Here is a 23899-nt window from a genome sequence, read left to right on the forward strand (position 1 = left end):
TGCGCGCCGACGCCGTCGCGGCCACCGCATCCCGGCCCGCGTCTCGTGACGATCGCGAAACGCCCCTTGTGGCGGGCGGGATGGCCAGGTTTTTACGCCAAAACCGAACTTCTGTAAATTCGAATATTTTAACGCGCAGCTATCGACCCAACGCTGGCGTGTTTTGCCCGTCGGGCAACACAATGGATGGTGGGTGCCGATCGATCTACCCGTACAGCACCCGCGGCAGGATCGTGACGATGCCGGGCCACAGCGTCAGCAGCAGCACGAAGCCGATCATGATCATCAGGTAGGGCATCGTGACGCGCGCGATGTAGCCGAGGCCGTCATCCGTCAGGCCCTGGATCACGAACAGGTTGAAGCCGACCGGCGGCGTGATCTGCGCCATCTCGACGGCGAGCACCAGGAACACACCGAACCAGATCTCGTCGAAGCCGGCGCCCTTCACGATCGGCAGCACGATCGGCAGCGTCATCACGATCATCGAGAAGCCGTCGAGGAAGCAGCCGAGGACCAGATAGAAGACGACCAGCACGACGATCAGCATGAACGGCGACAGGCCGAGCCCCTTGACGAAGGCCGCGACCGCTTGCGGGATGCCGAGGAAGGCGGCGGCATTGCCGAGGATCGAGGCGCCGAGCACGATCAGCGCGATCATCGAGCAGGTCACGACCGAGCCAATCAGGACATCGCGTATCACCTGCGTCGACATCGATCCCTGCGCCCAGGCGACCAGCGCCGCGCCGAGCACGCCGACGGCGGCGGCCTCCGAGGGCGTGGCGAGCCCGCCATACATCGAGCCAAGCACGCAGGCGATCAGGAACAGCGCCGGCGCAAGATCCTTGAGCGCGGCGAAGCGCTCGCCCCACGGCACCTGCGAGAGCCTCGCCTCCGCCTCCGGCACCATCGCGGGCTTGAGGGTGGTGTGCAGCATCACCCAGGCCATGAAGGTGGCGGCCAGCAGAAAGCCCGGCAGTACGCCCGCGGTGAACAGCTTCAGGATCGAGACGTCGCCGAGCACACCATAGATGATCATGATGTTGGACGGCGGGATCAGGAAGCCGAGCGTGCCGGCGCCGGCGAGCGAGCCGATCGCGATATCGCGCGAATAGCCGCGGCGCAGCAGCTCGTTGAGCGACATGCGGCCGATCACCTGCGTGGTCGCGGCCGACGAGCCCGAGATGGCCGCGAAGATGGTGCAACCGATCACGTTAACGTGCAGCAGCCGGCCCGGCAGCAGGCCAGCCCAGGGCGCCAGCCCCTGGAATAGCGAGCGCGACAGGCGGGTGCGGAACAGCAATTCGCCCATCAGGATGAACAGCGGCAGCGCCAGCAGCTCCTGCGTGGTCAGGATGTTCCAGGCGTATTGCGGCAGCAGCTTGTCGAGCGGGATCGAGCGGAACATCGCGAGCAGCAGCGTCGCGGTGAGCGCAAGCGTGAGGCCGATCCAGACGCCGCAGGCCAGCAGCGCAAACAGGATCGCGAACAGGGCAACGACTTCGATGGTCATGCGATCTTGAACCTGAGAGCGAGCAAGACGGTCATTCGACGGGAGAAGCTTTCATGCGGTGATCCTCCAGCGGCAGGCCGAGCACGGCCTGGATCGTGCGCGCCAGGAACTGGAGCGTCAGCAGCAGCATGCCGAAGGTGACGACGGCTTCCGGAAACCACAGCGGCGTATCGCTGGAGGTCGACACCTGGCCGCGCGTGTAGGCGGCAAAGGCAAACTTCGCCATCGCCGAGGTCAGGAACGCCATGAACGCGAAGCCGGCCGCGGCCGAGAGGATCTCCAGCGCGCGCTGCACCGGCGCCGGCGCATTCTTCAAGAGCAGCACGACGCGGATGTGCCCGCCGACGCGCAAGGTCATCGCCGCGCCGAAGGTGAAGGACGCCGCCATCAGATAAGAAGAATATTCCCACGCGATCGAGATTGTCGGCGGAAAGAACGGCAGGAAGTTCGAGAGGAAGCGGGTGGCGACCTCGCACAGCATCAGCAGCGTCAACGTGAGCAGACAGCCGCCGCCGATCCAGCCGTCGAGCCGGCCGAGCCGGTCGATGCCGTCGAGCAGGATGCGCAGCGGCGCGGGCGCCGCTGCATTGAGGCTTTGCGGTGCTTCGTCCGTCACGCTCACCACGGCTCAGCCGCGCTTCATTTCGGCGAGATAGGAGCGCACCGGCTTGTCCGCGGCCGGCACGCGCTTGATGAAGGCATCGAGTTGCGGCGCGGTCTTGGCGCGGATGTCCGTCATCATCGCGTCCGAGACCGGCACCACCTCCATGCCGCCCTCCTTGAGGCGGTTCAGGCTGTCGACGTCGGCCTTGAGCGAATTCGCCCAGAAGCCCGGCTCCATCTTCGCGGCGATGTCTGCGACGACCTTCTGCTGATCGGCGGGAAGCGCCTTCCACGAGTCGAGATTGATGGTGAGCATCTGCGACGACCAGACGTGATTGGTCGGGTAGACATATTTGAGGAATTCCCAGAACTTGCCGTCGACGCCAGATACCGACGAGGTGGAGACGCCGGCGACCGCTCCCGAGGCGAGCGCGGGGATCGTTTCGCCCCAGGGGATCATCACCGCGGCCATGCCGATCGCATTCAGCATGTCGACCGCATTCTTGTCGGGCACGCGGATCTTGATGTTCTTCAAACCGTCGACGTCGGCGACCTTGGCCTTGAGGTGCAGGTATTGCGTCGGCCACGGCACGATGTAGAGGATCTTCTGGTTGTTGCGCGCGGCGATCTTCTCGTATTCGGGCCGCACATATTTGTGCAGCACCTTGAGCTCCTCCACGGAGCCGCAGAGAAACGGAATGCTCTCGACGCCCATGAAGGGCTCGTCGCCGACCTGCTGGATGTTGAGGACGTCGGCCAGCGGCACCAGGCCATCGCGCACGGCGCGCAGATGCTCGGGGCCCTTGAAGCCGAGTTGGCCACCCGCCTTCACGGTGATCGCGACCGCGCCACCTGTCTGCTTCTTCACCTCTTCAGCGAAGGCCATCGCATTCTGGGTGTGGAAATTGCCGTCGGGCCAGACCGTCGACATGTCCCAGCTCGTCGTCGCCGCGCGTGCGCGGGTGGAGATGTGACCGGCGGCGAGCAGCGTCGCTGCGCCCGCGGTGAAGTTCCGTCGCGTGATCATCGAGCCCCTCCGTTTGTTACCTCGCGCGCTGAGGCCTCAGCGCGCATATCCATAGATTGCAGCCGCATTGTCGGCGGACACGAGTCCGCTTTCGATGTCCTCTTTGACCGCCCCGCGCTCGCGTGTCGCGGGATCGCCGATGCCGGCGCCGCCGGGCGTCAGCACCACCAGCCGGTCGTCCGGCGGCACCTGCTGAAAGCCTTTTCCACGCAGCTTCTTGCCGGACTTGAGGCCGACATAGCCGGCCTCGCCATTCTTGCCGCCATCGCGGCCGCGCGGCGGGTGATCGATACGGTCGAACGCGGCGAGGATGTCGAACGGCGCATCGACGCCGCTGCCGACCTCGATGATCTGGCCGAGACCGCCGCGGGTGTGCCCTGCCCCGCCGGAATCCGGACGCAGCTCCTTGCGCCAGAAGATCAGCGGCGTCTGCGTCTCCGCGATCTCCACCGGCGTACCACGCACGCCGCTTGGGTAAGCGGTGGCGGACAAGCCGTCCTTGCCGAAGCGCGCGCCGGTGCCGCCATTGGAGGTTACCGCCATCGAGAACCCGTAATTGCCGCCGACGCCCGAACGGGTCTGGCCGCGCACGTTGAGATTCCACAGGCACGAGGTTCCTTCGGCCGGCACGCGCTCGGGGATGATCTGGCGCAGGCAGCCGAACACGACGTCGGGCAGCATCTGGCCGATGATGTGGCGCGAAGCGACCGGCGCGGGCTTGGGCGCATTAAGGATTGCGCCCGAAGGCGCCGACACCGTCAGCGGCGACAGCGAGCCGGCATTGTTCGGGATCTGCGAGGCGACGACGCAGCCGAGGCCGAACACCGTGTAGGCGATGGTGTAGGACAAGGGCACGTTGATGCCGAATTTGGAGGCCGCCGAAGTGCCATCGAAATCGACATGGATGCCCTGGTCCGAGATCGTCAGCGTCGCCGCCAGCGTGACCGGAGCGTCATAGCCGTCGACCACCATGGTGTTGCGCCAGCTCCCCTTCGGCAGCTTGGCGATCTCGGCCAGCACCGCCTCGCGCGAGCGTTCGCAGATGTAGTCGCCGAGTTCGTCGAGCGTATCGATGCCGAACTCGGTCATCATCTCGACCAGCCGCTCGCAGCCGACGTCGTTGCAGCCCGCGAGCGAATAGGTGTCGCCCTCGGTGTCGATCGGCAGCCGCGTGTTGGTGCGGATCATCGCCATCAGCGTCTCGTTGACGACGCCCTGGTCGATCAGCTTCAGCATGGGGATGTAGAGCCCCTCCATGAACACATCGGTGGCGTCGGGGCCGAAGCCGATGCCGCCGATGTCCATGAGGTGGCTGGTGCAGGAGAATAGCGCGACCGGCTTGCCGTCCTTGAAGCAGGGCGTGGTGACGACGAAATCGTTGAGATGGCCGGTGCCCATCCAGGGATCGTTGGTGATGTAGGCGTCGCCCTCCTTCATCGTCTCCAGGGGAAAGTGGTCGATGAAGTGCTTGACCGATTCCGCCATCGAGTTGACGTGGCCGGGCGTTCCGGTCACCGCCTGTGCCAGCATCCGCCCCTTGAGGTCGAACACGCCGGCCGAGAGGTCGCCGCATTCGCGCACGATCGGGCTGAAGGCGGTGCGGAGCAGCACCTGGGCCTGCTCCTCGACCACGGCGATCAGCCGGTGCCACATGATCTGCAGGTCGATCAGGCTCGCGCCATTTGCCTTGCTCATGATCAGGCCGCCTTCCGTTCCATGACGATGCTGCCGGCACCGTCGATATGCGCGTCGAAACTGGTCGAAACAAAAGTAGACGTCTCGTCCTCGGCGATCACGGCGGGCCCGGCGATGGTCGCGCCCGGCGCCATGTCCTCGCGGCGATAGAGCGGAATCTCGATCACCTCGCCTGCCCTTCCGTCGAAGAATTTCCGGCTGCCGGACGCCTTGCCCGCGGGCATGCGCGCGACGGCGGCAACAGTGGATGGATTGCGCGCATCGGTGGTCGCAAGCACCGACCAGCTCAGCACCTCGATCGCGGCGCCCGGAATCGATCGCTCGAACAACGCGGAGTAATCCGCCTCGAACTTCTGGCGGAGGCTGGCAAGATCGGCCGAATTCAGCGGCCGGTTCGGCAGCTCCACAGTGATTTCGTGGCCCTGGCCGACATAGCGCATGAAGGCCGCACGGCGTTCGCGCACCGGCGCACCGGCCGCACCCGGCTCGACCAGCGCACGCGCCTCGGTCACCATCTCCTGGAGGAGATCGGAGACCGCCTGGGTGTCGAAATCGTCGAGCCGCACATGGCGGCTGCGCACCAGTTCATAGGCGATGGGAGCTGCAAGGAAGCCGACCGCCGAGCCGACGCCGGCATTGGACGGCACGATCACGCGGGAGACGCCGATCTTCTCGGCAACGCGCGCCGCATGCAGCGGCGCCGCGCCGCCGAAGGCGATCAGCGTGTGCTGGCCGACGATCTCGCCGCGCTCGACCGCGTGCACGCGCGCCGCGCTCGCCATGTTCTCGCAGACGACCTCGTGAACGGCATAGGCCGCGGTCTCGGCGGAAAGCCCCAGCGGCTCGCCGACGCTGCTCAACAAAGCCTTCTTCGAAAGCTCGGGATCGAGCTTGATCGTGCCGCCCGCAAAAGCGTCGGGATCGATCATGCCGAGCGCAACGTCGGCATCCGTCACCGCGGGACGCAGGCCGCCGCGGCCGTAACAGGCCGGGCCCGGCTCGGACGACGCACTCTCCGGCCCCACGGTGACGCGCTTCATCGCATCGACATGGGCGATCGAGCCGCCGCCGGCGCCGATCTCGACCATCTCGATCACGGGGATGCGCACCGGCAGGCCTGAACCTTTCAGGAAGCGCGCGGCGCGATCGACTTCGAATACGCGCGAGGTCTCGGGCTGGTACTTCTCGATCAGGCAGATCTTTGCGGTGGTGCCGCCCATGTCGAAGGAGAGCACCTTGCTCTCGCCGAGCCTTGCCGCGATCTGCGCCGCGGGCCGGGCCGGATTCGACGAGACGCACCGGAAAGCGCCGCGCCGTCTCGATCGAGGTGACACCGCCGCCCGACGTGACGAGGTAGATCGCACCGCGAAATTGCTCGACCTGCAGGGCATCGGCCATGCGGGCGAGATAACCGTCGATCAGGGGTTGCACATAGGCGTTCGCAACCGCAGTCGATGTGCGTTCATACTCGCGAATTTCGGGGCAGACGGCGGACGACACGGTCACGGAGATGCCGGGCATCTCCTCGGCTAGGATCGCGGCCGCGCGCCGCTCGTGCTCGGGATTGGCGTAGGAGTGCAGGAAGGCGATGGCGACGCTCTGGACGCCCAGCTCGCGCAATTTTGGCGCGAGTGCGCGCACCGAGGCTTCATCGAGCGCGAGGCGAACGGCGCCGTGGGCGTCGATGCGCTCGGGTACGGTGAAGCGCAACGACCGCGGCGCCAGCGGCCTCGGCTTATCGATGCCGAGATCGTACTGGTCGTAGCGGCTCTCGGTGCCGATATCGAGCACGTCGCGAAAGCCCTCGGTCGCGATCAGGGCCGTTTTTGCGCCACGGCGCTCGATGATCGCATTGGTCGCGAGCGTCGTGCCGTGAATGAAGACGTCGATGTCGCTGATATGGGCACGGGCATCGGCGAGGATGAGGCGCATGCCGTCCAGCACCGCCTGCTCCGGACGCTGCGGCGTCGTCAGCAGCTTGCGTGTCTTGCGATCCAGACCCACGTCCAGCACGATGTCGGTGAACGTGCCACCGATATCAACGGCAAGCCGCACCTCGGCTCCCTCAAGCATTCCAAATTCTCCGCGCTGATCGTCAAGACTGAGGTCGAAAGCGCAGCAATTTCCATGCCATGGACGACAGAGACAAGGCCGCGCCCGGCCATTCTGCTTGGCACCTATGCAATAGGCAAGGCGTGTTCGCGAGCCTCGCGATCAGAGCAGGAATGCAAGCGCCGCTTCGCAGCGCTCCTCGACCTTGAGCGTCAGGAGATCGTCGGCGCGGGTGCGGCCGAGATTGACCGCGGCAATCGGAATATTGCGCTGCGCAGCGGCCTGCACGAAGCGGAATCCGGAATAGACCATCAGCGAGGAGCCGACGATCAGCATCGCGTCGGCCTGCGACAAATGATCCTGCGCGGTCGCGACGACATCGCGCGGCACGTTCTCGCCGAAGAACACGACGTCAGGCTTGAGGATGCCGCCGCAGGCTTCGCATGCCGGCACCTGGAAGGAGGAAAAATCCTCGTGCTCCAGATCGGCATCGCCGTCGGGCGCATCGGCGGCATCGAGCGCGAGCCATTCCGCATTGGCGCGGCCGAGTGCATGCTGGAATTCGCTCCGCGGCGTCTTCGCGCCGCAACCCATGCAGCGGACCAGATCGAGCCGGCCGTGCAAATCGATCACCTGGCGATGGCCGGCGGATTGATGCAGCCGGTCGACGTTCTGGGTCAGCAGCATCTCGCAGCGCCCGCTTGCCTCGAGCCGGGCCAGCGCGCGATGCGCGTCGTTCGGCTTCGCCTGGCCGAACCGCCGCCAGCCGATCAGGCTGCGCGCCCAATAGCGCTGGCGCGTGTGCTGCTCCGACATGAAGGACTGGAAATTGACCGGCTGGGTCCGCTTCCAGTTGCCGTTGCTGTCGCGATAGTCGGGAATGCCCGAATTGGTGCTGCAGCCGGCGCCGGTCAGCACGAACAGCTTTTCGTGCCGGTCGACGAAGTCCTCGAGCGGCGGGGCGACCGGCGAAACATGTGTCATGCCGCAGATGTAGTCCGCGGGAGCGGGTTTTGCCAGATGTCCGCCGCCGCACCGCTGCCAACCGCACCCAGTCGAAGCTAGCTCGCCCAGTTGTCTCGAAACTCGGGAAACAGCGTCAGGCCTCCGCACGCATAGAGGGTCTGCCCGGTGATGTAGCTCGCGTCATCCGAGGCGAGGAAGGCGAACACGGCGGCGATCTCTTCCGGCGTGCCGACGCGGCCCATGGGAATGTGGCTGGTGACGACGCCGCGCTTCTCGGGGTCGCCGGTCCAGGCCTCGTTGATCGGCGTGTCGATCGCGCCGGGGCCGACCGCGTTGACGCGGATACCTCGGCCGGCGAACTCCAGCGCCAGCGTCCGCGTCAGATTGGCCATGCCGCCCTTGCTGATGGAGTAAGCGAGATAGCCGGGCTTGGGGATGATCTGATGGACACTCGAGCAGTTGATGATGCTGCCCCCTCCGCCCCGCGCGACGAAATGCGCGAGCGCCTTCTGCGCACAGAGCACGGCGCCGTTGAGATTGACGTCGATGATGCGGCGATAGGTTTCGATGTCGAGCGCCTCGCTCGGCGATTCCTTCTGGAAGCCGGCGTTGTTGACGAGACAGTCGAGGCGCTTCCAGCGAGACAGGATCGCCTCGAACATCGCAGCGATGTCCTGCTCATCGCCGACATTGGCCTTGACGATGCAATGATCGGGCTTGCCGTGGCCGCGATCGCTCGAAGCTTCCCGCGCGAGCGCAAGCGTTTCCTCCGCCCGGTCCTCGTGCTCGAAATAATTGATGGCGACGGTCGCCCCCTCCTGGGCAAGCCGGACGGCAACCGCCCGGCCAATACCTTGTGATGCCCCGGTCACCAGCGCGTATTGGCCGGCGAGGCGCGAGTGAAAAGAGCTTGAGCGTTCGGTTTGCGGCATGGGGTCTCTCCGGGATAATCTGATCATCGACGGAACCGGGGATTTGTTCCATCTCGCCGTGCATACGGGGGAGGACGCATGACAGCGCCATTCTCTATCGTCATCGCCCGCGAAGGCGGGCGATCCAGTATTCCGTGACGGTGCGATTGAGCCGAGAAGCCGCGGCGTACTGGATTCCCCGCCTTCGCGGGGAATGACACCTGCGTTCGTGGCGCAATCCGAGGCTTCACTCTGCGCGTCGCCCCAGGATCAGGATCTGGTAGAGGAGAATGGCGCCGAAGGTTGCGGTGCCGATTCCGCCGATGGTGAAAGCGCCGAATTTGAGCGTGAGATCGCCCGCACCCGCGGTCAACGCCACGGCAGCGGTGATCAGGTTTGCAGGATTGGCGAAATCCACCTTATTCTCGACCCAGATCCGACCCGCCATCGCCGCGATCAGCCCGAACAGCACGATCGAAAGACCGCCGATGACGGGTCCGGGGATCGACAGGATCAGCGCGCCGAATTTCGGCGAGAAGCCGAGCAGTATCGACACGATGGCGGCGAAGGCGAACAGCAAGGTCGAATAGACCTTCGTCGCCGCCATGACGCCGATGTTCTCTGCGTAGGTCGTGACGCCGGTGCCGCCGCCGCTGGCTGCGACGATGGTAGCTAAGCTGTCGGCGAACAGCGCGCGCCCGAGATAGGCGTCGAGGCTCCGGCCCGTCATGGCGCCGACGGCCTTGATGTGACCGAGGTTCTCGGCGACGAGAATGATCGCGACCGGCGCAATCAGGAAAATCGCATCGGCCTGGAACGTCGGCGCCGTGAAGTTCGGCAGCCCGAGCCACGGTGCGGCCGCCAATGCTGCGAAGTCGACCGGCTTTCCGAAGCCGAGCCCGTTGGCGAACAGCAGGTAGAGAAGGTAGCCGCCGATCGCGCCGAGGATGATCGGCAGCCGGCGCCACAGGCCGGGCGCAGCAACGGCGACCACGCCGATGATCAGCACGGTGGCAAGCCCGATTCCGGTGTCGAACGCGTTGGCGCTCACCGCCTTGACCGCCACGGGCGCGAGGTTGAGGCCGATGGCGGCGACCACGGCACCGGTGACGGCCGGAGGCAGCAACCGCTCGACCCAGCCGACCCCGGACCACATCACGATCAGCGCGATCACCCCGTACAGCACGCCGGCTCCGACGATGCCGCCGAGCGCCACGGAAATATTGGGATTGGCCCCGTGCCCGGCGTAACCGGTGGCCGCGATGACGACGGCGATGAACGCGAAGCTCGACCCGAGATAGCTCGGCACGCGGCCCGCGACGATGACGAAGAAGATCAGCGTGCCCACGCCGGAGAACAGGACCGCGACATTGGGGTCGAACCCCATCAGCAACGGCGCGATGATCGTCGAGCCGGACATTGCGACGCAATGCTGGAGACCGGAGACGATGGTCTGGCCCCAGGACAGCCGCTCCTCCGGCATGATCACGCCCGACGTCTTCAGCGTCCAGTGTGGAAAATAGCTCCGTCCCTGCTCGTCCGAGCCCGTTGCAGTCGACATGTTCCCCCCATTGCGGTGCAGCGATCGATCGTCGTGCGATCCGACAAAAATGTGATTGTCGCTTCTGCGGTGACCATCACATGATGCAAGGATTCAATTCTTTGCAAGATCGATGCGTTCCAGGGCCCACACTATGACACAACTCGCGATCCAGCCAGCCATCCACCGGCGGCATCAGCCCTGGTACAAGATCCTCTATGTGCAGGTCCTGATCGCCATCGCGTTCGGAGTCCTGATCGGTTATTTCTATCCCGATCTCGGCAAGGCCCTGAAGCCGCTCGGCGACGGCTTCATCGCGCTGATCAAGATGATGATCGCGCCGGTGATCTTCTGCACCGTGGTGCACGGCATCTCCTCGATGGGCGACCTCAAGCGCGTCGGCCGCGTCGGACTGAAGTCGCTGATCTATTTCGAGGCGGTCTCGACCGTCGCGCTCGCGGTGGGCCTTTTGGTCGGCGAAATCCTCCAGCCGGGCCACGGTTTCAACATCGACCCCGCCACGATCGACCCGAAATCGGTGGCGACCTACGTCACCAAGGCCAAGGAAGAAGGCATCGTCGCCCATCTGATGGCGATCATCCCCGACAGCTATCTGGGCGCGATCGCGCGCGGCGACCTGCTCCAGGTGCTGTTGATCTCGATCCTGTCCGGTTTCGCCATCGCCTTCCTCGGCAAAGCGGGCGAGCCCATCGCGGATGCGATCGACAAGGCGGCGAAGATGTTCTTCGGCATCATCCGCATCATCGTGCGCGTGGCGCCGATCGGCGCGTTCGGCGCGATGGCGTTCACGGTCGGTGCCTACGGCCTCGGCTCGCTGCTCAACCTCGCCGCCCTGATCGGCACGTTCTATCTCACCAGCATCCTGTTCGTGCTGGTCGTGCTGGGTGCGATCGCGCGGCTCGCCGGCTTCTCGATCCTGCGCTTCATCGCCTACATCAAGGACGAGCTCCTGATCGTGCTCGGCACCTCGTCGTCGGAGACGGTGCTGCCGCAGATGATCCAGAAGATGGAGCATCTCGGCGCCTCGCGCTCCGTGGTCGGCCTCGTGATCCCGACCGGCTACAGCTTCAACCTCGACGGCACCAACATCTACATGACGTTGGCGACGCTGTTCCTGGCGCAGGCGACCAACACCCATCTGACCATCTGGCAGGAGCTCGGCATTCTCGGCATTGCCATGATCACCTCGAAAGGCGCCTCGGGCGTCACCGGCGCCGGCTTCATCACGCTCGCCGCGACGCTCTCGATCGTGCCCGACATCCCGATCCAGTCGATCGCGATCCTGGTCGGCATCGACAAGTTCATGAGCGAGTGCCGCGCGCTGACCAATTTGATCGGCAACGGCGTTGCCTGTGTCGTCATCAGCATCTCCGAAGGCGAGCTCGATCGCGAGGCGCTGCACGAGACCATGGCGCATCCGCTGGAGATGGGCGAAGCTCTGGAACCGGGTGGAAGCGTGGCCTCATAGCCGCGCGCGCGAGGACGACCGCCTGGTTCCAACGCGGTAGTTTCCCGGAGTAGTAAAATGATGCCGTACGCGTCACAACAATCGCGTTGGGATCACGGATTGATACTCATTTTATCCACCCGACGCGCTGGGGGCAGGGCGTCGGGTTTTTGAAAATCACTGCCATATCCAAATGGCCGGGCGGGATCAGATGGTCCCGCCATTGTGCAGCGCGCCGGCGGCAAGCCCGATCCGCCGCGTCATCCCGATCGCTTCCAGGAACGCTTCGTCATGACTGACGACCAGCAGCGCGCCGTCATAGGCCCGCAAGCCGGCCTCGACGGCTTCGATGGATGCGACGTCGAGATGATTGGTCGGCTCGTCCAGGATCAGCAGTGACGGGGGCGTCTGCCCACCGAGCACACAGGCAAGCCCGGCGCGAAACATCTGCCCGCCACTCAGGCTTCCGGCCATCTGCAAGGCTGCATCGGCGCGAAACATGAACCTTGCCAGCGCGGCGTGGCACGCGTTCGCATCTGCCTTCGGATTGAGGCGCCGAAAATTCTCCAGGATTGAGAGCGCGGGATCGAGCAGGCTGACCTTCTGGTCGAACAGCGCGAAATCCGGCCGGACCCGCACGGTGCCAGAGAACGGATGCAGCTCGCCCGCGATCAGCTTCAGCAGCGTGGTCTTACCCGAGCCGTTCGGCCCGACCAGCGCGACCCGCTCCGGGCCGACGATCGCAAGCGACAGATTGCGCAGGATCGGTCGCTCCGGCCGATAGCCCGCGCTGACGCCGTCGAACGAGACCACCTCCCTGCCCGCCGGCAGGTTCGTTGCGGGCAGCTTCACCGACAGCGGCTGAAGGATCTCGACGCGCCGGCGTGCCGCATCGACGGCCTCGAGCGCCTCTGCCCGCCGGCGCTCGGCGATCTGCGCGGTCTTGCCGCCGGTGTCCTCGCTGCGATCCTTGCGCGCGCCGGCCAGGATGCGCGGCATGTCGCCCTTGGCGCGTTTGTTCCGGCCGCCGCTGTCCTTGCGCGCCTTCCTCTCCGCGGCCTCCTGCGTCTTTCCGTCGATTTCGGACAGGCGTTTCTCGGCATGGGCGAGATCGTGCCTGACGGCCGCGAGCTCGACGGCCTTGTGCGCGCGATAGCTGCTCCAGTTGCCGCCGTATCGTGCCGCGCTCAGTGACGTCAGCTCGACGATCGCATCCATGGTGTCGAGCAGCTCCCGGTCGTGGCTAACCACGATCGCGCCGCCGCGCCACGCCGCCAGCAGATCGATGACGGCCTTGCGTCCGTGCCGATCGAGATTGTTGGTGGGCTCGTCCAGCAGCAGGAAGTCGGGCCCAGCGAAGATCAGCGCAGCAAGCCGGACCCGCGTAATCTGGCCACCGGACAGGCACGACAGCTCCGTGTCGGGAGACGGATCGAAGCCAAGGCGCGCCAGCGCCGCCTCGAGCCGCGCTTCGAGCGTCCAGTCCACGTCCGCAAGTTCGTCGGCCGAGGCCTCGCCCCGCTCGGCACGTCGCAGCAGCGCGAGGGCCGGCCGTACGCCGAACAGATCGGCCACGGTCGCCCCTGCAGCCAATTGCACGTCCTGGCGCAGCAAGCCGATGCTGCCGTTGACCATGAAGCGTCCGGACTGGGGAAGATGGTGCCCCGAGATCGCAGCAAGCAGCGTGGTCTTCCCGACGCCGTTGCGGCCGACGAGGCCGGTCCGCTCGGCCGCGAATGTCAGATCGACGTTGGAGAAGAGAGAACGGCCGTCAGGCGTGGACAGCGACAGGTTCGACAGGATGATTGAAGCAGGCATGGAATTCCCTGTGAGCAATGCGGATGGGCTTTGCGACCGGGGTGAAATCCATGGCTTTCGAATATCCTGATTGAGGAAGCCTCTTCCTAATCGCGCAATCGGGCGAGATCAAGGTCGCGGGGACGGCAGCGCGGTTGCGCTGACGTCCCTCGCTGTCTCAGCGATCAGGCTTTGAGCGCGGTGACCACCACTTCGATCAGCGCGCCGCCGAGATCGGCGACGCCGACGGTGGCGCGGGTCGGCAGGTTGTCGCCGAAGAACTCGGTCCAGACCGGGTCCATCTCGTTCTTCTTGGAGAGATCGGTCACGAAGATCGAGGAGCTGACGACGCGCGACTTGTCGGTGCCGGCTTCCTTCAGGTAGCCGGCGATCTTGCCGAGGATGTTGCGGGTTTGATCGCCCATCGAGCCCTTGATGTCGTCGGCGATGGTGCCGCCGATGAAGACGAAGCCGTTGGCCTCGACGGCGCGGTGCTGAATGGGCGTGCGGATTTTGCGGGTGATGCTCATGATGTCCTCTTGGGGTTAGAGCGTTGAAGGGTGGAAGCGGTCGATGCCGAGATCGCTGACGCGGGTCTGGCTGCCACCGTTGACGATCAGCTCCGCCATCACGGCGCCGGCGCCGGGGCCGAGCTGGAAGCCGTGCAGCGAGAAGCCGAACTGGTGATAGAGCCCCTTGTGCCGGCTGCTCGGCCCAAACACGGGAATGTCGTCCTTCATCTTGGCCTCGATGCCGGCCCAGGCGCGCACGATGGTGGCGCTGCGCATGACCGGGAACAGCTCGAACACGGTCTGCGCGCTGGTCGCAAGGCTCTTCCAGTCCAGCACCGTCTCGTTGCGGTCCTGATAGGGCGTGGCCAGATGGCCGCCGCCGATCAGCACGGTACCGTTCTTGAACTGCTTGAAGGACAGCTTCCGGCCGCGCAGGATCACGACGGGATCGATGAAGTGCGGCACGCGCGAGGTGATCATCAGCATCGGCGCCACGGTCTCGACCGGCACGGGCTCGCCGAGATCGGCCGCGATCCTGCCGGCCCAGGCGCCGGCGGCGTTGACAAGGACCGGCGCGGCAAAGCTCTCGGCACCGACATCGACAGACCAGAGGCCATCGCCGTAGCGGACATTCGTGGCGGCAACGCCTTCGCGCACGGTGGCGCCAAGCTGCTGGGCCTTGCGCCGGAACGCCGTCGTCGTCTGCGCGGGATTGGCCGCACCGTCGCGGCGCGAGACCACGCCGCCGGGACAGGTCTCGGCGACCGCCGGTACCAGCCTGCGCAGCTCGGTCGCGTCGATCAGCTCCTCATGGGTGAAGCCGAGTGCGTTGAGCTCGGCGACGCGCACGCGGCAGACGGCGAGCTCCTCCTCGTTCTCGGCGACCAGCACCTGGCCGTAGCTTTCAAAGCTGCAATCGTCGTCGAGGAGATCGTTGATCCTCTCCCAGATCCCCATCGAACGGATCGAGAGCGGGATCTCGGGGATGTGCCGCGCCAGCTGGCGGACGCCGCCGGCATTGACGCCCGACGCGTGGCGGCCGGCATAGTCCTTCTCGATCAGCACGGGCTTCAGGCCGGCGAGGCACAGATGCAGCGTGGTCGAGCATCCGTGGATGCCGCCGCCAATGACGATCGCATCCACGTTCACAGTCATCCGCGCACCACGGCCTTGACGTCGGCCTCGCTCTTGGGAACGGCGGCGAGCTCGGCGAGCGTGATCGGCTTCACCGGCGCGCGCAGCCGGTAGTAACCGATCTCCTGCGGAGACTTGCCACGCGCCTGCGCCATCAGCTCGGTGACGGTGAGGCCGCAGAGCCGGCCCTGGCACGGCCCCATGCCGGTGCGGCGATAGGCCTTGAGCTGGTTCGGCCCGGTCGCGCCGATCGCGACGGAATCGAGCACGTCCTTGGCAGTCACCTCTTCGCAGCGACAGACGATGGTATCGCCCGAGGGAATCCGGAACTGCGGCGCGGGGCGGAACAGCGTGTCGAGGAAGACGCGCCCACGCTCGGCCTTGGCAAGATCGGAACGGAGCGTCGCCATTGCGGGCAGCTTTGCGGCAGCCGCGGGCGCCAGCGCCTCCACCGCCGCACGCGCCGCGATGCGGCCGCGCACCACGGCGGCATTCGCGCCGCCAATGCCCGCGCCGTCGCCGGCGATCGCAATGCCGGGAACGGAAGAATTGCCGCTCGCATCCAGCACCGGCGACCAGCACAGTTGCAGATCATCCCAGCGATGCTCGACGCCTGCCGCCATCGCCAGGTTGACGTTGGGTACGACGCCCTGATGCAGCAGCAACAGATCCGCTGAAATGGTCTCGCGCTTGCCGCCGGCGACATAGCTGACGCTGGCGAGCTGGCCGTCGCCGGAAGCCGCAAGCTCGGTAACGCCGGAGACGATTTGCACCTTGGCCTTGACCTCACGCATCATCGACAGGCCCTTGGCGAAATAGGGCGAGGTCAGGAAGGCGAAGGCGTGCGGCAGCGCGGTGAAATAATTGCCGCGCTCGGTGGTGTCGAGGATGCGGTCGATGCGGCCGCCGAGGCGCAGGATCTGCGCGGCGAGCAGCCAGAGCAGCGGCCCCTGCCCCGCGATCACCGTGCGCCCGTCGGGCACCAGAGCCGAGGATTTCAACATCGTCTGCGCTGCGCCTGCGGTCATCACGCCCGGCAATGTCCAGCCGGGAATCGGGAACGGCCGCTCCAGCGCGCCGGTCGCGAGGATCACGCGCTTCGCCTTGACGAAGGCCGAGGCGCCACCGATCGAGATGGCGATGTCGAGATTGCGGTCGAGGCTCCAGACTGTGGCGCGGTGGATCACCTCGGCATTGCCCGCCCGCAGCGCCTGCACGAGATCGGCGCCGACCCAATAGTCCGCGCCGAGCTGATCGCGGTCGGTCACGGGCGTCGACGAGATGGCGCGGAACACCTGGCCGCCGGGGCCGATATTCTCGTCGAGCATCAGCGTCGTGAGACCGGCTTCGGCGGAGGCCGCAGCAGCGGCGAGGCCCGCGGGCCCCGCGCCGATCACCACGACGTCGTAATCTTCGCGCTTGGGAGCCACGCTCATCGTCCGATCTCCCGCTTGCCCTTCTGGATTTCGACCTGCATGCCCTCGGCGACGGGCACGAGGCAGCCCTGGCGGTTGCCGACGCCGTCGATGGTGACGAGGCAATCGAAGCACACGCCCATCATGCAGTAAGGCAGGCGCGGCGCGCCGCTCACCGCCGTCGAGCGCCGCGCGTCGACGCCGGAGGCCAGCAGCGCGGCGGAGACGGTGTCGCCCTGACGCGCCGCGACGGACACGCCGTCGACGAAGATCTGCACCTGCGGTCGCTTGTCCTGTTCGGATCGTTTGAACATCTTGGCTTCCTCAAAATCTCTAATAGCCGCTGTTGTTCGCCGCGCCCGCGCCGCCGAAGCGGCTGGCGGAGAACGCTCCGACCAGTTCGGGCTCGAGCGCGCCCTGCGCGACCATGCGCGCGATCTCGAAGGCGTGGTTGGAGGCGAGCGTCACGCCGGAATGGCAGCAGGCGACGAAGGCGCCGGGATGCGTCTCCGACTGGTCGTAGATCGGAAAGCCGTCCTGCGGCATGACGCGGATGCCGGCCCAGCTCCTGACCACGTTGAGCCGCGACAGATGCGGGAACATGCGCTGCGCGCGATCGGTCATGACGGCGCTGATCGAATGCTTCAGCGCGCGATCGTCCAGCTCGTCCTCCTTGCTGTCGCCGATCATCACCGTGCCCTCGTCGGTCTGGCGGATCGTGGTCAGCGGATGCGGCAGGAACGGCATGGTGCGCTCGGTCACCACGATCTGGCCGCGGGTCGGGCCCATCGGCGCGAAGAGGCCGACCATCGGCGCCAGCGTCTGGTTGGCATTGCCGGCGGCGAGCACGATCTTGGCGGCGCGCAGCTCGCCCTTCGGCGTGGTCAGGCAGAATTCGCCGCCGTTCTTGCTGATCGCCGAGACCGGCCGCTCCGGGAGATAGTCGATGCCGAACGCTTTGAAGCCGGTGTGGAAGGCGCGGAAGGTGCGCAGCGAATTGACGTGACCGTCGAGCGGGCAATAGCTGCCGCCGGACACTTCGGGGCCGATCAGCGGCAGCGACTTCTTCACCTCCGACGCCGACAGCATCTCCATCTTGTAGTCGGCAGCGCCGGTCTGGTTGTGCATGCGCTTGACCAGCTCGGTGCGCTGGCCGAACTCGTCGTCGCCGAGCGTGAGATGAAAGCCGCCGTTCTGCTGCAGGCTGACGTCGAGCCCGGTCTGCTGCTTCAGCTCCGAAGCGAGCCGGCCCCACGCCTGCGAGGCCTGCACGGTCCACACCGTATAAGCGGGCATGCCGAGCCCCTTGCTCTGGACCCAGACCAGCGCAAAGTTCGCGCGCGAGGCGCGCTTGGTGATGTCACCTTCGTCGAGCACGGCCACGCTCTTGCCGAGTCGGCCGAGGCCCCAGGCAATGGCGGAGCCGAGCAATCCGCCGCCGACCACGGCGACGTCGTAATCTTTGGCCATAGGTTCTCCTATCGTCCGCTATCGCCCTTGCCGGCGAGCACGCGGTCGAGCCCGTAGAAGCGGTCGAGCAGAATGAGGGCGGTCATGGTCACAGCGATCACGCAGGCCGAGACCGACGTCACCAGCGGATCGATGTTGTCCTGGATATAAAGGAACATGCGCACCGGCAACGTCTCGGTGCCGGGCGCCGCGAGGAAGACGGTCATGGTGAGATCGTCGAAGGACTGGATGAAGGCGAGCGCCCAGCCGCTGATGACGCCGGGCAGGATCAGAGGCAGGGTCACGCGGCGGAACAGCGTCCAGCCGCCGGCGCCGAGCGAGACCGCGGCCATCTCGACCGTGCGGTCCATGCCGGTCGCCGCCGCCAGCGTCAGCCGCAGCGCGAACGGAAACACGATAATGACGTGCGCGATGATCAGCGCGGCAAAGCTGCCGCCGAGGCCGACCGAGGTGAAGAAGCGCAGGAAAGCGATGCCGAGCACCACATGCGGGATCATCAGCGGCGACAGGAACAGCGCCGCCAGCGCGTCGCGGCCGCGGAAGCGATGGCGCGCGATCGCCAGCGCCGCCGGCACCGCGAACAGCAGCGCGACAAAGGATGACAGCGCACCGAGGCCGAGGCTGACCCAGAAGGCGTGGATGAATTCAGGGTAATTCGCGATGGCCCTGAACCAGCGCAACGAGAAGCCGTTGGTCGGCAGCGACAGGAAACCTTCGGGCGTGAAGGCGACGAGGCATACCACCAGGATCGGCGCTACCATCACGATGACGAAGATGGTGTGGAAGATCAGCGCCAGCGGGCCGTTCCGTCTCATCGGAACACCTCCGCATAGCGCCGCTCGATCAGCGCGTTGCTGCCGACGACAATCAGCACCAGCGCGGCCAGCAGCAGCGTCGCGACGGCGGCGCCGAGCGGCCAGTTCAGCGTATTGAGGAATTCGTCATAGGCCAGCGTCGCCGCGACCTTGAGCCGGCGGCCGCCGATGATCGCCGGCGTCGCAAAGGCGCTGGCCGAGAGCGAGAACACGATGATCGCGCCCGACAGCACGCCCGGCATGATCTGCGGCATGATGATGCGGCGGATGATGGTCACGGGTCCAGCACCCAGCGACATCGCGGCGTTCTCGATCTGCGGATCGAGCCGCTGCAGCGCCGCCCACACCGACAGCACCATGAACGGCATCATGACATGCGCGAGCGCGACGACCATGCCGGTTTCGGTGAACATGAAGGGGATGGGGGAGCGCATCACCCCGAGTGACATCAGCAGCTTGTTGACGAGACCGTTGTTGCCGCCGAACAGCAGCGCCCAGCCGAGCGTGCGCGCGACGACGGAGATCAGCAGCGGCCCGAGGATGACGAGCAGGAAGAAGCTCTTCCAGCGGCCGCTCATGCGGTTGAGGATGTAGGCCTCCGGTGCACCGAGTAGCGCGGTGAGCAGCGTGGTCAGGATCGCGATGCGAAAGGTCCGCCAGAACATTTCGGCGTAATAGGGATCGGTCGCGATCTCGTGCCAGTTCTTGAGGATGAAGACCGGTTCGATGCCCTTGTACTGGCCCCAATCGTGAAACGACAGCATCACGGTCATCGCGAGCGGAATCAGCAGCACGCCGACGAACAGCATCAAGGCGGGCGCGGACATAGCCCAGGGTGTCCGTACGCTGCGCTCCTCGGCGGCCGCGCTCATGCGCCGGCCCTCGCGCGCACGCTCATGTCCTGGGGTTGCCAGGTGAGGCGAACCGCCTCGCCTTCGGCCGGCTGCGTCGTGCCGTCATTCTGGCGGATCACGATCGCCGGGCCGCATTCGCTGTCGCATTGGAACAACCAATGATTGCCCTGGAAGATGCGCGTGACGATCTTGGCGCCGAGGCCGGCATCGCCGAAGCCGATGCGCTCGGGGCGAATGCTGACGGTGACGGGCCCATTCAGCCCTGCCGGCGCCGGCGCGCTCCATGAGCCCGCCGCCAGTTGCGCCGGCGTGACGGTCCGGTCGATCGCGCCGGCGAAATCGTTGGTCTTGCCCAGAAACTGCGAGACGAAGGCCGAAGCCGGCTTCTCATAAGTCTCCTGCGGCGTGCCGATCTGCTCGATCTTGCCCTGGCTCATCACCACGATGCGGTCCGACAGCGACATCGCCTCGTTCTGGTCGTGGGTGACGAGGATCGTGGTGGTGCCGATGGTGCGCTGGATCTGGCGCAGCTCGATCTGCATCTCCTCGCGCAGCTTGGCGTCGAGGTTGGACAAGGGCTCGTCGAGCAAGAGCACGCTCGGCTTGATCACCAGCGCGCGGGCCAGCGCCACGCGCTGTTGCTGACCGCCGGACATGCGGCGGGGATGGCGGTCCTCAAAGCCGGCGAGGCCGACCATCGCGAGCGCGGCTCGGACGCGCTCGGCCTTTTCGGCGCGCGCCACACCACGCATCTCGAGGCCGAAGGCCACGTTCTCCGCCGCCGTCATGTGAGGAAACAGCGCGTAGCTCTGGAACACGATGCCAAGGCCACGCTTGGCCGGATGGATCGCGGTGAGGTCCTTGCCCTCGAGGCGGATCGCGCCGCGCGAGGGATCGAGGAAGCCCGCGATCATCTGCAAGGTCGTGGTCTTGCCGCAGCCGGAGGGGCCGAGGAAGGAGATGAACTCCCCCTTCCCCACCGACAGGCTGAAGTCGTCGACCACGGTTTGCGCGCCGAACTGCTTTGCGACCCGGTCGAGCTCGAGATAGGCCATGCGCTGTCTCCGCGAACGTCTAGATCAGCGCTCGACCTCGCGATTCCAGCGCTTGGTCCACTCCTCGCGCTTCTCGTTGATGACGGTCCAGTCCGGATTATAGAGCTTGGCCGCGCGCTCGCCGATCGGTGCCATCTTGCCGAGCTCGGGCGGGATCACCAGCGATTTCAGCACCGGGCCGTAGCCGTAGTCCTTCAGCATCACGAGCTGGATCTTCGGGTCGAGCAGCATCTTCGCGAAGCTGGACGCGAGCGGCGAGGCATTGGGCTTGTTGATCGGACACGCCGTCGTCAGCAGGGTCGCTGCGCCTTCCTTGGGGTAGACGAAGTCGACGGGGAAGCCGGTATTGGCAAAGCTCTGCACGCGGCCGGTGCCCCACACCGCGAGCACGGCCTGACCGGACTGGAACAGCTCGGTCATCTTGCCTGGCGACGGCTCATAGGCGAGCACGTTTGGATTGATCTCTTCCTTGAAAATCTTGAAGCCGGAATCGACATTGGTCTCGCCGCCGCCGTTCATCTTCGACAGCATCACCAGCGCTTCGAGCCCGTAGGTGTTGTTGATCGGCGGGATCACGAGCTGTTTGGCGTATTTCTTGTCCTTCAGGTCGTTCCACGAGGTCGGCGGCGCCCAGCCTTTCTCGGCGAACACCTTGGTGTTGTACATCAGGCCGGTGGCGACGATGCCGATGGCGACGGCGCGATCGTCCTTGAAGCGCGCGGCGTCGTAGAGATCGGCGGGCAGACCGTCGAGCTTGCCGCAGAAGCCGAGCTGGATCGCCTGGTACATCGGGCCGTCATCGACGATGGCGACGTCGATCTGCTGGTTGCCCTTCTGCGCCTGCAGCTTGGCCAGCGTGTCGGTGGAATTGCCGGCGACGTACTCGACCTTGACGCCGTTCTCCTTCTCGAAAGCCGGGATCACCTCGTCGCGGATGGTCTTCTCGAACGAGCCGCCATAGCCGGCGACATAGAGTGTCTTTTGCTGGGCCGAAGCAACCGACGGGGCGGCGATCAGCGCTGCGATGCTGACCGCGGTCAGAAGGCGGAAAGTCTTCATGTGGACCGATCTCCATACCGGGATGAGGTGACGTGCCGACAAATCTCCGGCTGGGGCGCCTTCCGCATTTCCTTCCGCGCGATTCCCTGACCTCACAGGGCTCCGGCCCCTGTTTGGCGGGTTTTCGCGCGATTTGGAGGTTTGAACCCCTCCAATCTGCCGAAAAAGCGGGCTGGCTCCAGCTCTGATGAAAAAGATCGCAGACCTATACTTCCATCGTCCAATGAATAATGGCACCCTTTGCATGTCAAAATGTTATGATTGGATTTCGCCATGGCGCGGATCAATTCGCGGCAGGTAGAGGCCTTCCGCGCGATGATGTTGACCGGCAGCGTCACCGAGGCGGCGAAGCTGATGGTGGTGACGCAACCGGCGGTGAGCCGGCTGCTGCGCGACCTTCAGGCCCTGCTGAAGATGACGCTGTTCGAGCGGCGCGGCACCGGCCTAGTGCCGACCGCGGCGGCAATGGCGCTTTACACCGAGGTCGAGCGTTCCTTCGTCGGCCTCGAGCGCATCACGGCCGCGGCCGAGGAAATCCGCGGCCGCCGCACCGGCTCGCTGCGCATCGCGGCGCTGCCGGCGCTGGCGAACGGCTATTTGCCGCGCCTCGCCGGGCACTTCCTGCAGGAGCGGCCGAACCTCAACCTCGCCTTCTTCGGCGTGATCTCGCCGATCGTGGTCGACTGGGTGCTGAACAATCAATGCGACATCGGCTTTGCCGAGGTGCCGATCGCCCATTCCGGCCTGCCGAGCCTGCGACTGCCTGCGCCTGCGCGCGTCGCGGTGCTGCCGACCGGTCATCGTCTCGCGGAAAAGGAGGTGCTGGAGCCCCACGATTTCGAGGGCGAGACGTTCATCTCGCTGTCGGCGGGATCATCGAGCCGGCACCTCGTCGACCAGGTCTTCAATCGCCACGAGGTCCGCCGCGTGCTCCGGGTCGAAACCACCTTGTCGGAGATCATGTGCGGCATGGTCTCTTCGGGGCTTGGCGTTGCGATCTGCGATCCCTTTACCGCCAGGGAATTCGCCACCCGCGGCGTGGTCGCGCGCCGCTTCCTGCCGCGCATCGAGTTCGAGTTCTCCGCCGTCTTCCCGGCGCAGCGCAGTCCGTCGCCGGTGGCGCTCGACCTCGTGGAGACCATGCGCAAGGCACTCGAAACCTTCGAGGATTAAAACGGCGCGTGCGCTTGGAGGCGGTTGACGAGAACGCCAAAGGCGCAGTGTTATAGCGACGCAACCGAAGCAGGTCACATGGCACGCATCACCATCATCGAGACCGGGCTCGTTCCCAAAGAGTATCGCGAGCGCCACGGCTCTTTTCCCGACATGTTCGAGCGCATGGTACGCGCCGAGGATCCGGCGGCCACCGTCGAAATCGTCAGCATCCCCAACGGCGATCCCCTCCCCGATCCGGGCAAGCTCGAGGCGGTGCTGATCACCGGCGCGGCCGCCGGCGTCTATGACGGGCTCGACTGGATCGCGCCCCTGGAAAATTTCGTACGCACCGCCTACGCCAACAAGACACCGATGGTCGGAATCTGCTTCGGCCATCAGCTGATCGCGCAGGCGCTCGGCGGCACCGTGCGCCAATCGGAGAAGGGCTGGGGCATCGGCCGGCACGTCTATCAGGTGCTGCCGGAGAACGGCGTCGTCGACGGCGAAGAGGTCGCCCTCGCCGCCTCGCATCAGGACCAGGTGATCGAGCCCCCGAACGACGCGCTGACGATCCTGTCGTCCGAATTCACGCCCCATGCCGGCCTGCTCTATGCCAACGGCGCAACGCTCACCGTGCAGCCGCACCCGGAATTCGACCTCGGCTTCGCGCAAGTGTGCTGCGAGCTGCGCGACGGCAAGGCGCCGGATGATGTCGTGGCGACGGCAAGGGCCTCGCTGGCGAAGCCGATGGACAGCGCAAAGCTCGGCGGGGCGATCACGAGATTCTTGGCGAGGCGGACAGCGCCTTAGTCCACAGCATTCGTGGCACGAAGTCTTCCCTTCGCCCCTTGTGGGAGAAGG

20 protein-coding genes and 1 pseudogene are annotated in these 23899 nt (G+C 65.8%); 3 read left to right on the top strand and 18 right to left on the bottom strand.

Annotated elements, in window-relative coordinates; genetic code table 11:
- Positions 1-205: 205 nt before the first annotated feature.
- The 8 genes and pseudogenes from QRQ56_RS37235 to QRQ56_RS37270 form a co-directional block, all read right to left on the bottom strand.
- On the bottom strand, positions 206-1510 hold the full coding sequence (locus tag QRQ56_RS37235) for a TRAP transporter large permease (protein ID WP_438746719.1): 1305 nt from the start codon (positions 1508-1510) through the stop codon (positions 206-208).
- Positions 1511-1541: 31 nt separating this feature from the next.
- On the bottom strand, positions 1542-2135 hold the full coding sequence (locus QRQ56_RS37240; RefSeq protein WP_438746721.1) for a TRAP transporter small permease subunit: 594 nt from the start codon (positions 2133-2135) through the stop codon (positions 1542-1544).
- A 3-nt stretch (positions 2136-2138) separates the two neighbouring features.
- Positions 2139-3140, bottom strand: a complete 1002-nt coding sequence (locus tag QRQ56_RS37245; protein ID WP_438746723.1) for a TRAP transporter substrate-binding protein — start codon at positions 3138-3140, stop codon at positions 2139-2141.
- 36 nt (positions 3141-3176) lie between these two features.
- On the bottom strand, positions 3177-4835 hold the full coding sequence (locus tag QRQ56_RS37250) for a hydantoinase B/oxoprolinase family protein (RefSeq protein ID WP_438746725.1): 1659 nt from the start codon (positions 4833-4835) through the stop codon (positions 3177-3179).
- Positions 4836-4837: 2 nt separating this feature from the next.
- Positions 4838-6908, bottom strand: a pseudogene (locus QRQ56_RS37255) (hydantoinase/oxoprolinase family protein).
- A 141-nt stretch (positions 6909-7049) separates the two neighbouring features.
- Positions 7050-7871, bottom strand: coding sequence for an NAD-dependent protein deacetylase (locus QRQ56_RS37260; RefSeq protein WP_438746726.1), 822 nt, complete (start codon positions 7869-7871; stop codon positions 7050-7052).
- Positions 7872-7948: 77 nt separating this feature from the next.
- The gene (locus QRQ56_RS37265; protein WP_438746727.1) at positions 7949-8785 is read right to left on the bottom strand and encodes an SDR family oxidoreductase; all 837 of its coding nucleotides are present in this window, start codon (positions 8783-8785) and stop codon (positions 7949-7951) included.
- A 226-nt stretch (positions 8786-9011) separates the two neighbouring features.
- Positions 9012-10325, bottom strand: coding sequence for a solute carrier family 23 protein (locus QRQ56_RS37270; protein ID WP_438746728.1), 1314 nt, complete (start codon positions 10323-10325; stop codon positions 9012-9014).
- A 133-nt stretch (positions 10326-10458) separates the two neighbouring features.
- Here QRQ56_RS37270 and QRQ56_RS37275 point away from each other — a divergent pair, with 133 nt between their 5' ends.
- Positions 10459-11793 (top strand): dicarboxylate/amino acid:cation symporter, encoded by a 1335-nt coding sequence (locus QRQ56_RS37275; protein WP_438746729.1) that lies wholly within the window; start codon positions 10459-10461, stop codon positions 11791-11793.
- A gap of 186 nt (positions 11794-11979) precedes the next feature.
- On the opposite strand, the gene QRQ56_RS37280 is transcribed toward QRQ56_RS37275, so the two are convergent.
- The 10 genes from QRQ56_RS37280 to QRQ56_RS37325 all read right to left on the bottom strand — a co-directional run bounded on the left by QRQ56_RS37280 (position 11980) and on the right by QRQ56_RS37325 (position 21883).
- Positions 11980-13590: an ABC-F family ATP-binding cassette domain-containing protein gene (locus tag QRQ56_RS37280; protein ID WP_438746730.1), complete on the bottom strand. Its 1611-nt coding sequence runs from the start codon at positions 13588-13590 to the stop codon at positions 11980-11982.
- 164 nt (positions 13591-13754) lie between these two features.
- Positions 13755-14099, bottom strand: a complete 345-nt coding sequence (locus tag QRQ56_RS37285; RefSeq protein ID WP_438746731.1) for a RidA family protein — start codon at positions 14097-14099, stop codon at positions 13755-13757.
- 15 nt (positions 14100-14114) lie between these two features.
- On the bottom strand, positions 14115-15236 hold the full coding sequence (locus QRQ56_RS37290) for an NAD(P)/FAD-dependent oxidoreductase (protein WP_438746733.1): 1122 nt from the start codon (positions 15234-15236) through the stop codon (positions 14115-14117).
- Positions 15233-16651: an NAD(P)/FAD-dependent oxidoreductase gene (locus QRQ56_RS37295; RefSeq protein WP_438746735.1), complete on the bottom strand. Its 1419-nt coding sequence runs from the start codon at positions 16649-16651 to the stop codon at positions 15233-15235. The genes QRQ56_RS37290 and QRQ56_RS37295 overlap by 4 nt, the downstream gene beginning before the upstream one ends.
- Entirely contained in the window at positions 16648-16944 is a 297-nt protein-coding gene (locus QRQ56_RS37300; protein ID WP_438746736.1) for a (2Fe-2S)-binding protein, read from the bottom strand. The genes QRQ56_RS37295 and QRQ56_RS37300 overlap by 4 nt, the downstream gene beginning before the upstream one ends.
- Positions 16945-16963: 19 nt before the next feature.
- Positions 16964-18100 carry an NAD(P)/FAD-dependent oxidoreductase gene (locus tag QRQ56_RS37305; RefSeq protein ID WP_438746737.1) on the bottom strand — a complete coding sequence of 379 codons (1137 nt, stop codon included), beginning with the start codon at positions 18098-18100 and terminating at the stop codon, positions 16964-16966.
- Between the two features lie 8 nt (positions 18101-18108).
- Positions 18109-18915 (bottom strand): ABC transporter permease, encoded by an 807-nt coding sequence (locus QRQ56_RS37310; RefSeq protein WP_438746738.1) that lies wholly within the window; start codon positions 18913-18915, stop codon positions 18109-18111.
- On the bottom strand, positions 18912-19787 hold the full coding sequence (locus QRQ56_RS37315) for an ABC transporter permease (RefSeq protein ID WP_438746739.1): 876 nt from the start codon (positions 19785-19787) through the stop codon (positions 18912-18914). The genes QRQ56_RS37310 and QRQ56_RS37315 overlap by 4 nt, the downstream gene beginning before the upstream one ends.
- On the bottom strand, positions 19784-20824 hold the full coding sequence (locus QRQ56_RS37320) for an ABC transporter ATP-binding protein (RefSeq protein ID WP_438746741.1): 1041 nt from the start codon (positions 20822-20824) through the stop codon (positions 19784-19786). Before QRQ56_RS37320 ends, QRQ56_RS37315 begins: the two co-directional genes overlap by 4 nt.
- A gap of 24 nt (positions 20825-20848) precedes the next feature.
- The gene (locus tag QRQ56_RS37325; RefSeq protein ID WP_438746743.1) at positions 20849-21883 is read right to left on the bottom strand and encodes an ABC transporter substrate-binding protein; all 1035 of its coding nucleotides are present in this window, start codon (positions 21881-21883) and stop codon (positions 20849-20851) included.
- Between the two features lie 273 nt (positions 21884-22156).
- On the opposite strand from QRQ56_RS37325, the gene QRQ56_RS37330 reads away from it, so the two are divergent.
- Together QRQ56_RS37330 and QRQ56_RS37335 are read left to right on the top strand one after the other, a co-directional pair.
- Positions 22157-23056 carry a LysR substrate-binding domain-containing protein gene (locus tag QRQ56_RS37330; protein ID WP_438746745.1) on the top strand — a complete coding sequence of 300 codons (900 nt, stop codon included), beginning with the start codon at positions 22157-22159 and terminating at the stop codon, positions 23054-23056.
- Between the two features lie 78 nt (positions 23057-23134).
- Positions 23135-23848, top strand: coding sequence for a type 1 glutamine amidotransferase (locus QRQ56_RS37335; protein WP_438746747.1), 714 nt, complete (start codon positions 23135-23137; stop codon positions 23846-23848).
- Positions 23849-23899 lie beyond the last annotated feature (51 nt).

It is taken from the genome of Bradyrhizobium sp. U531 (assembly GCF_051710265.1).
Lineage (GTDB): Bacteria > Pseudomonadota > Alphaproteobacteria > Rhizobiales > Xanthobacteraceae > Bradyrhizobium.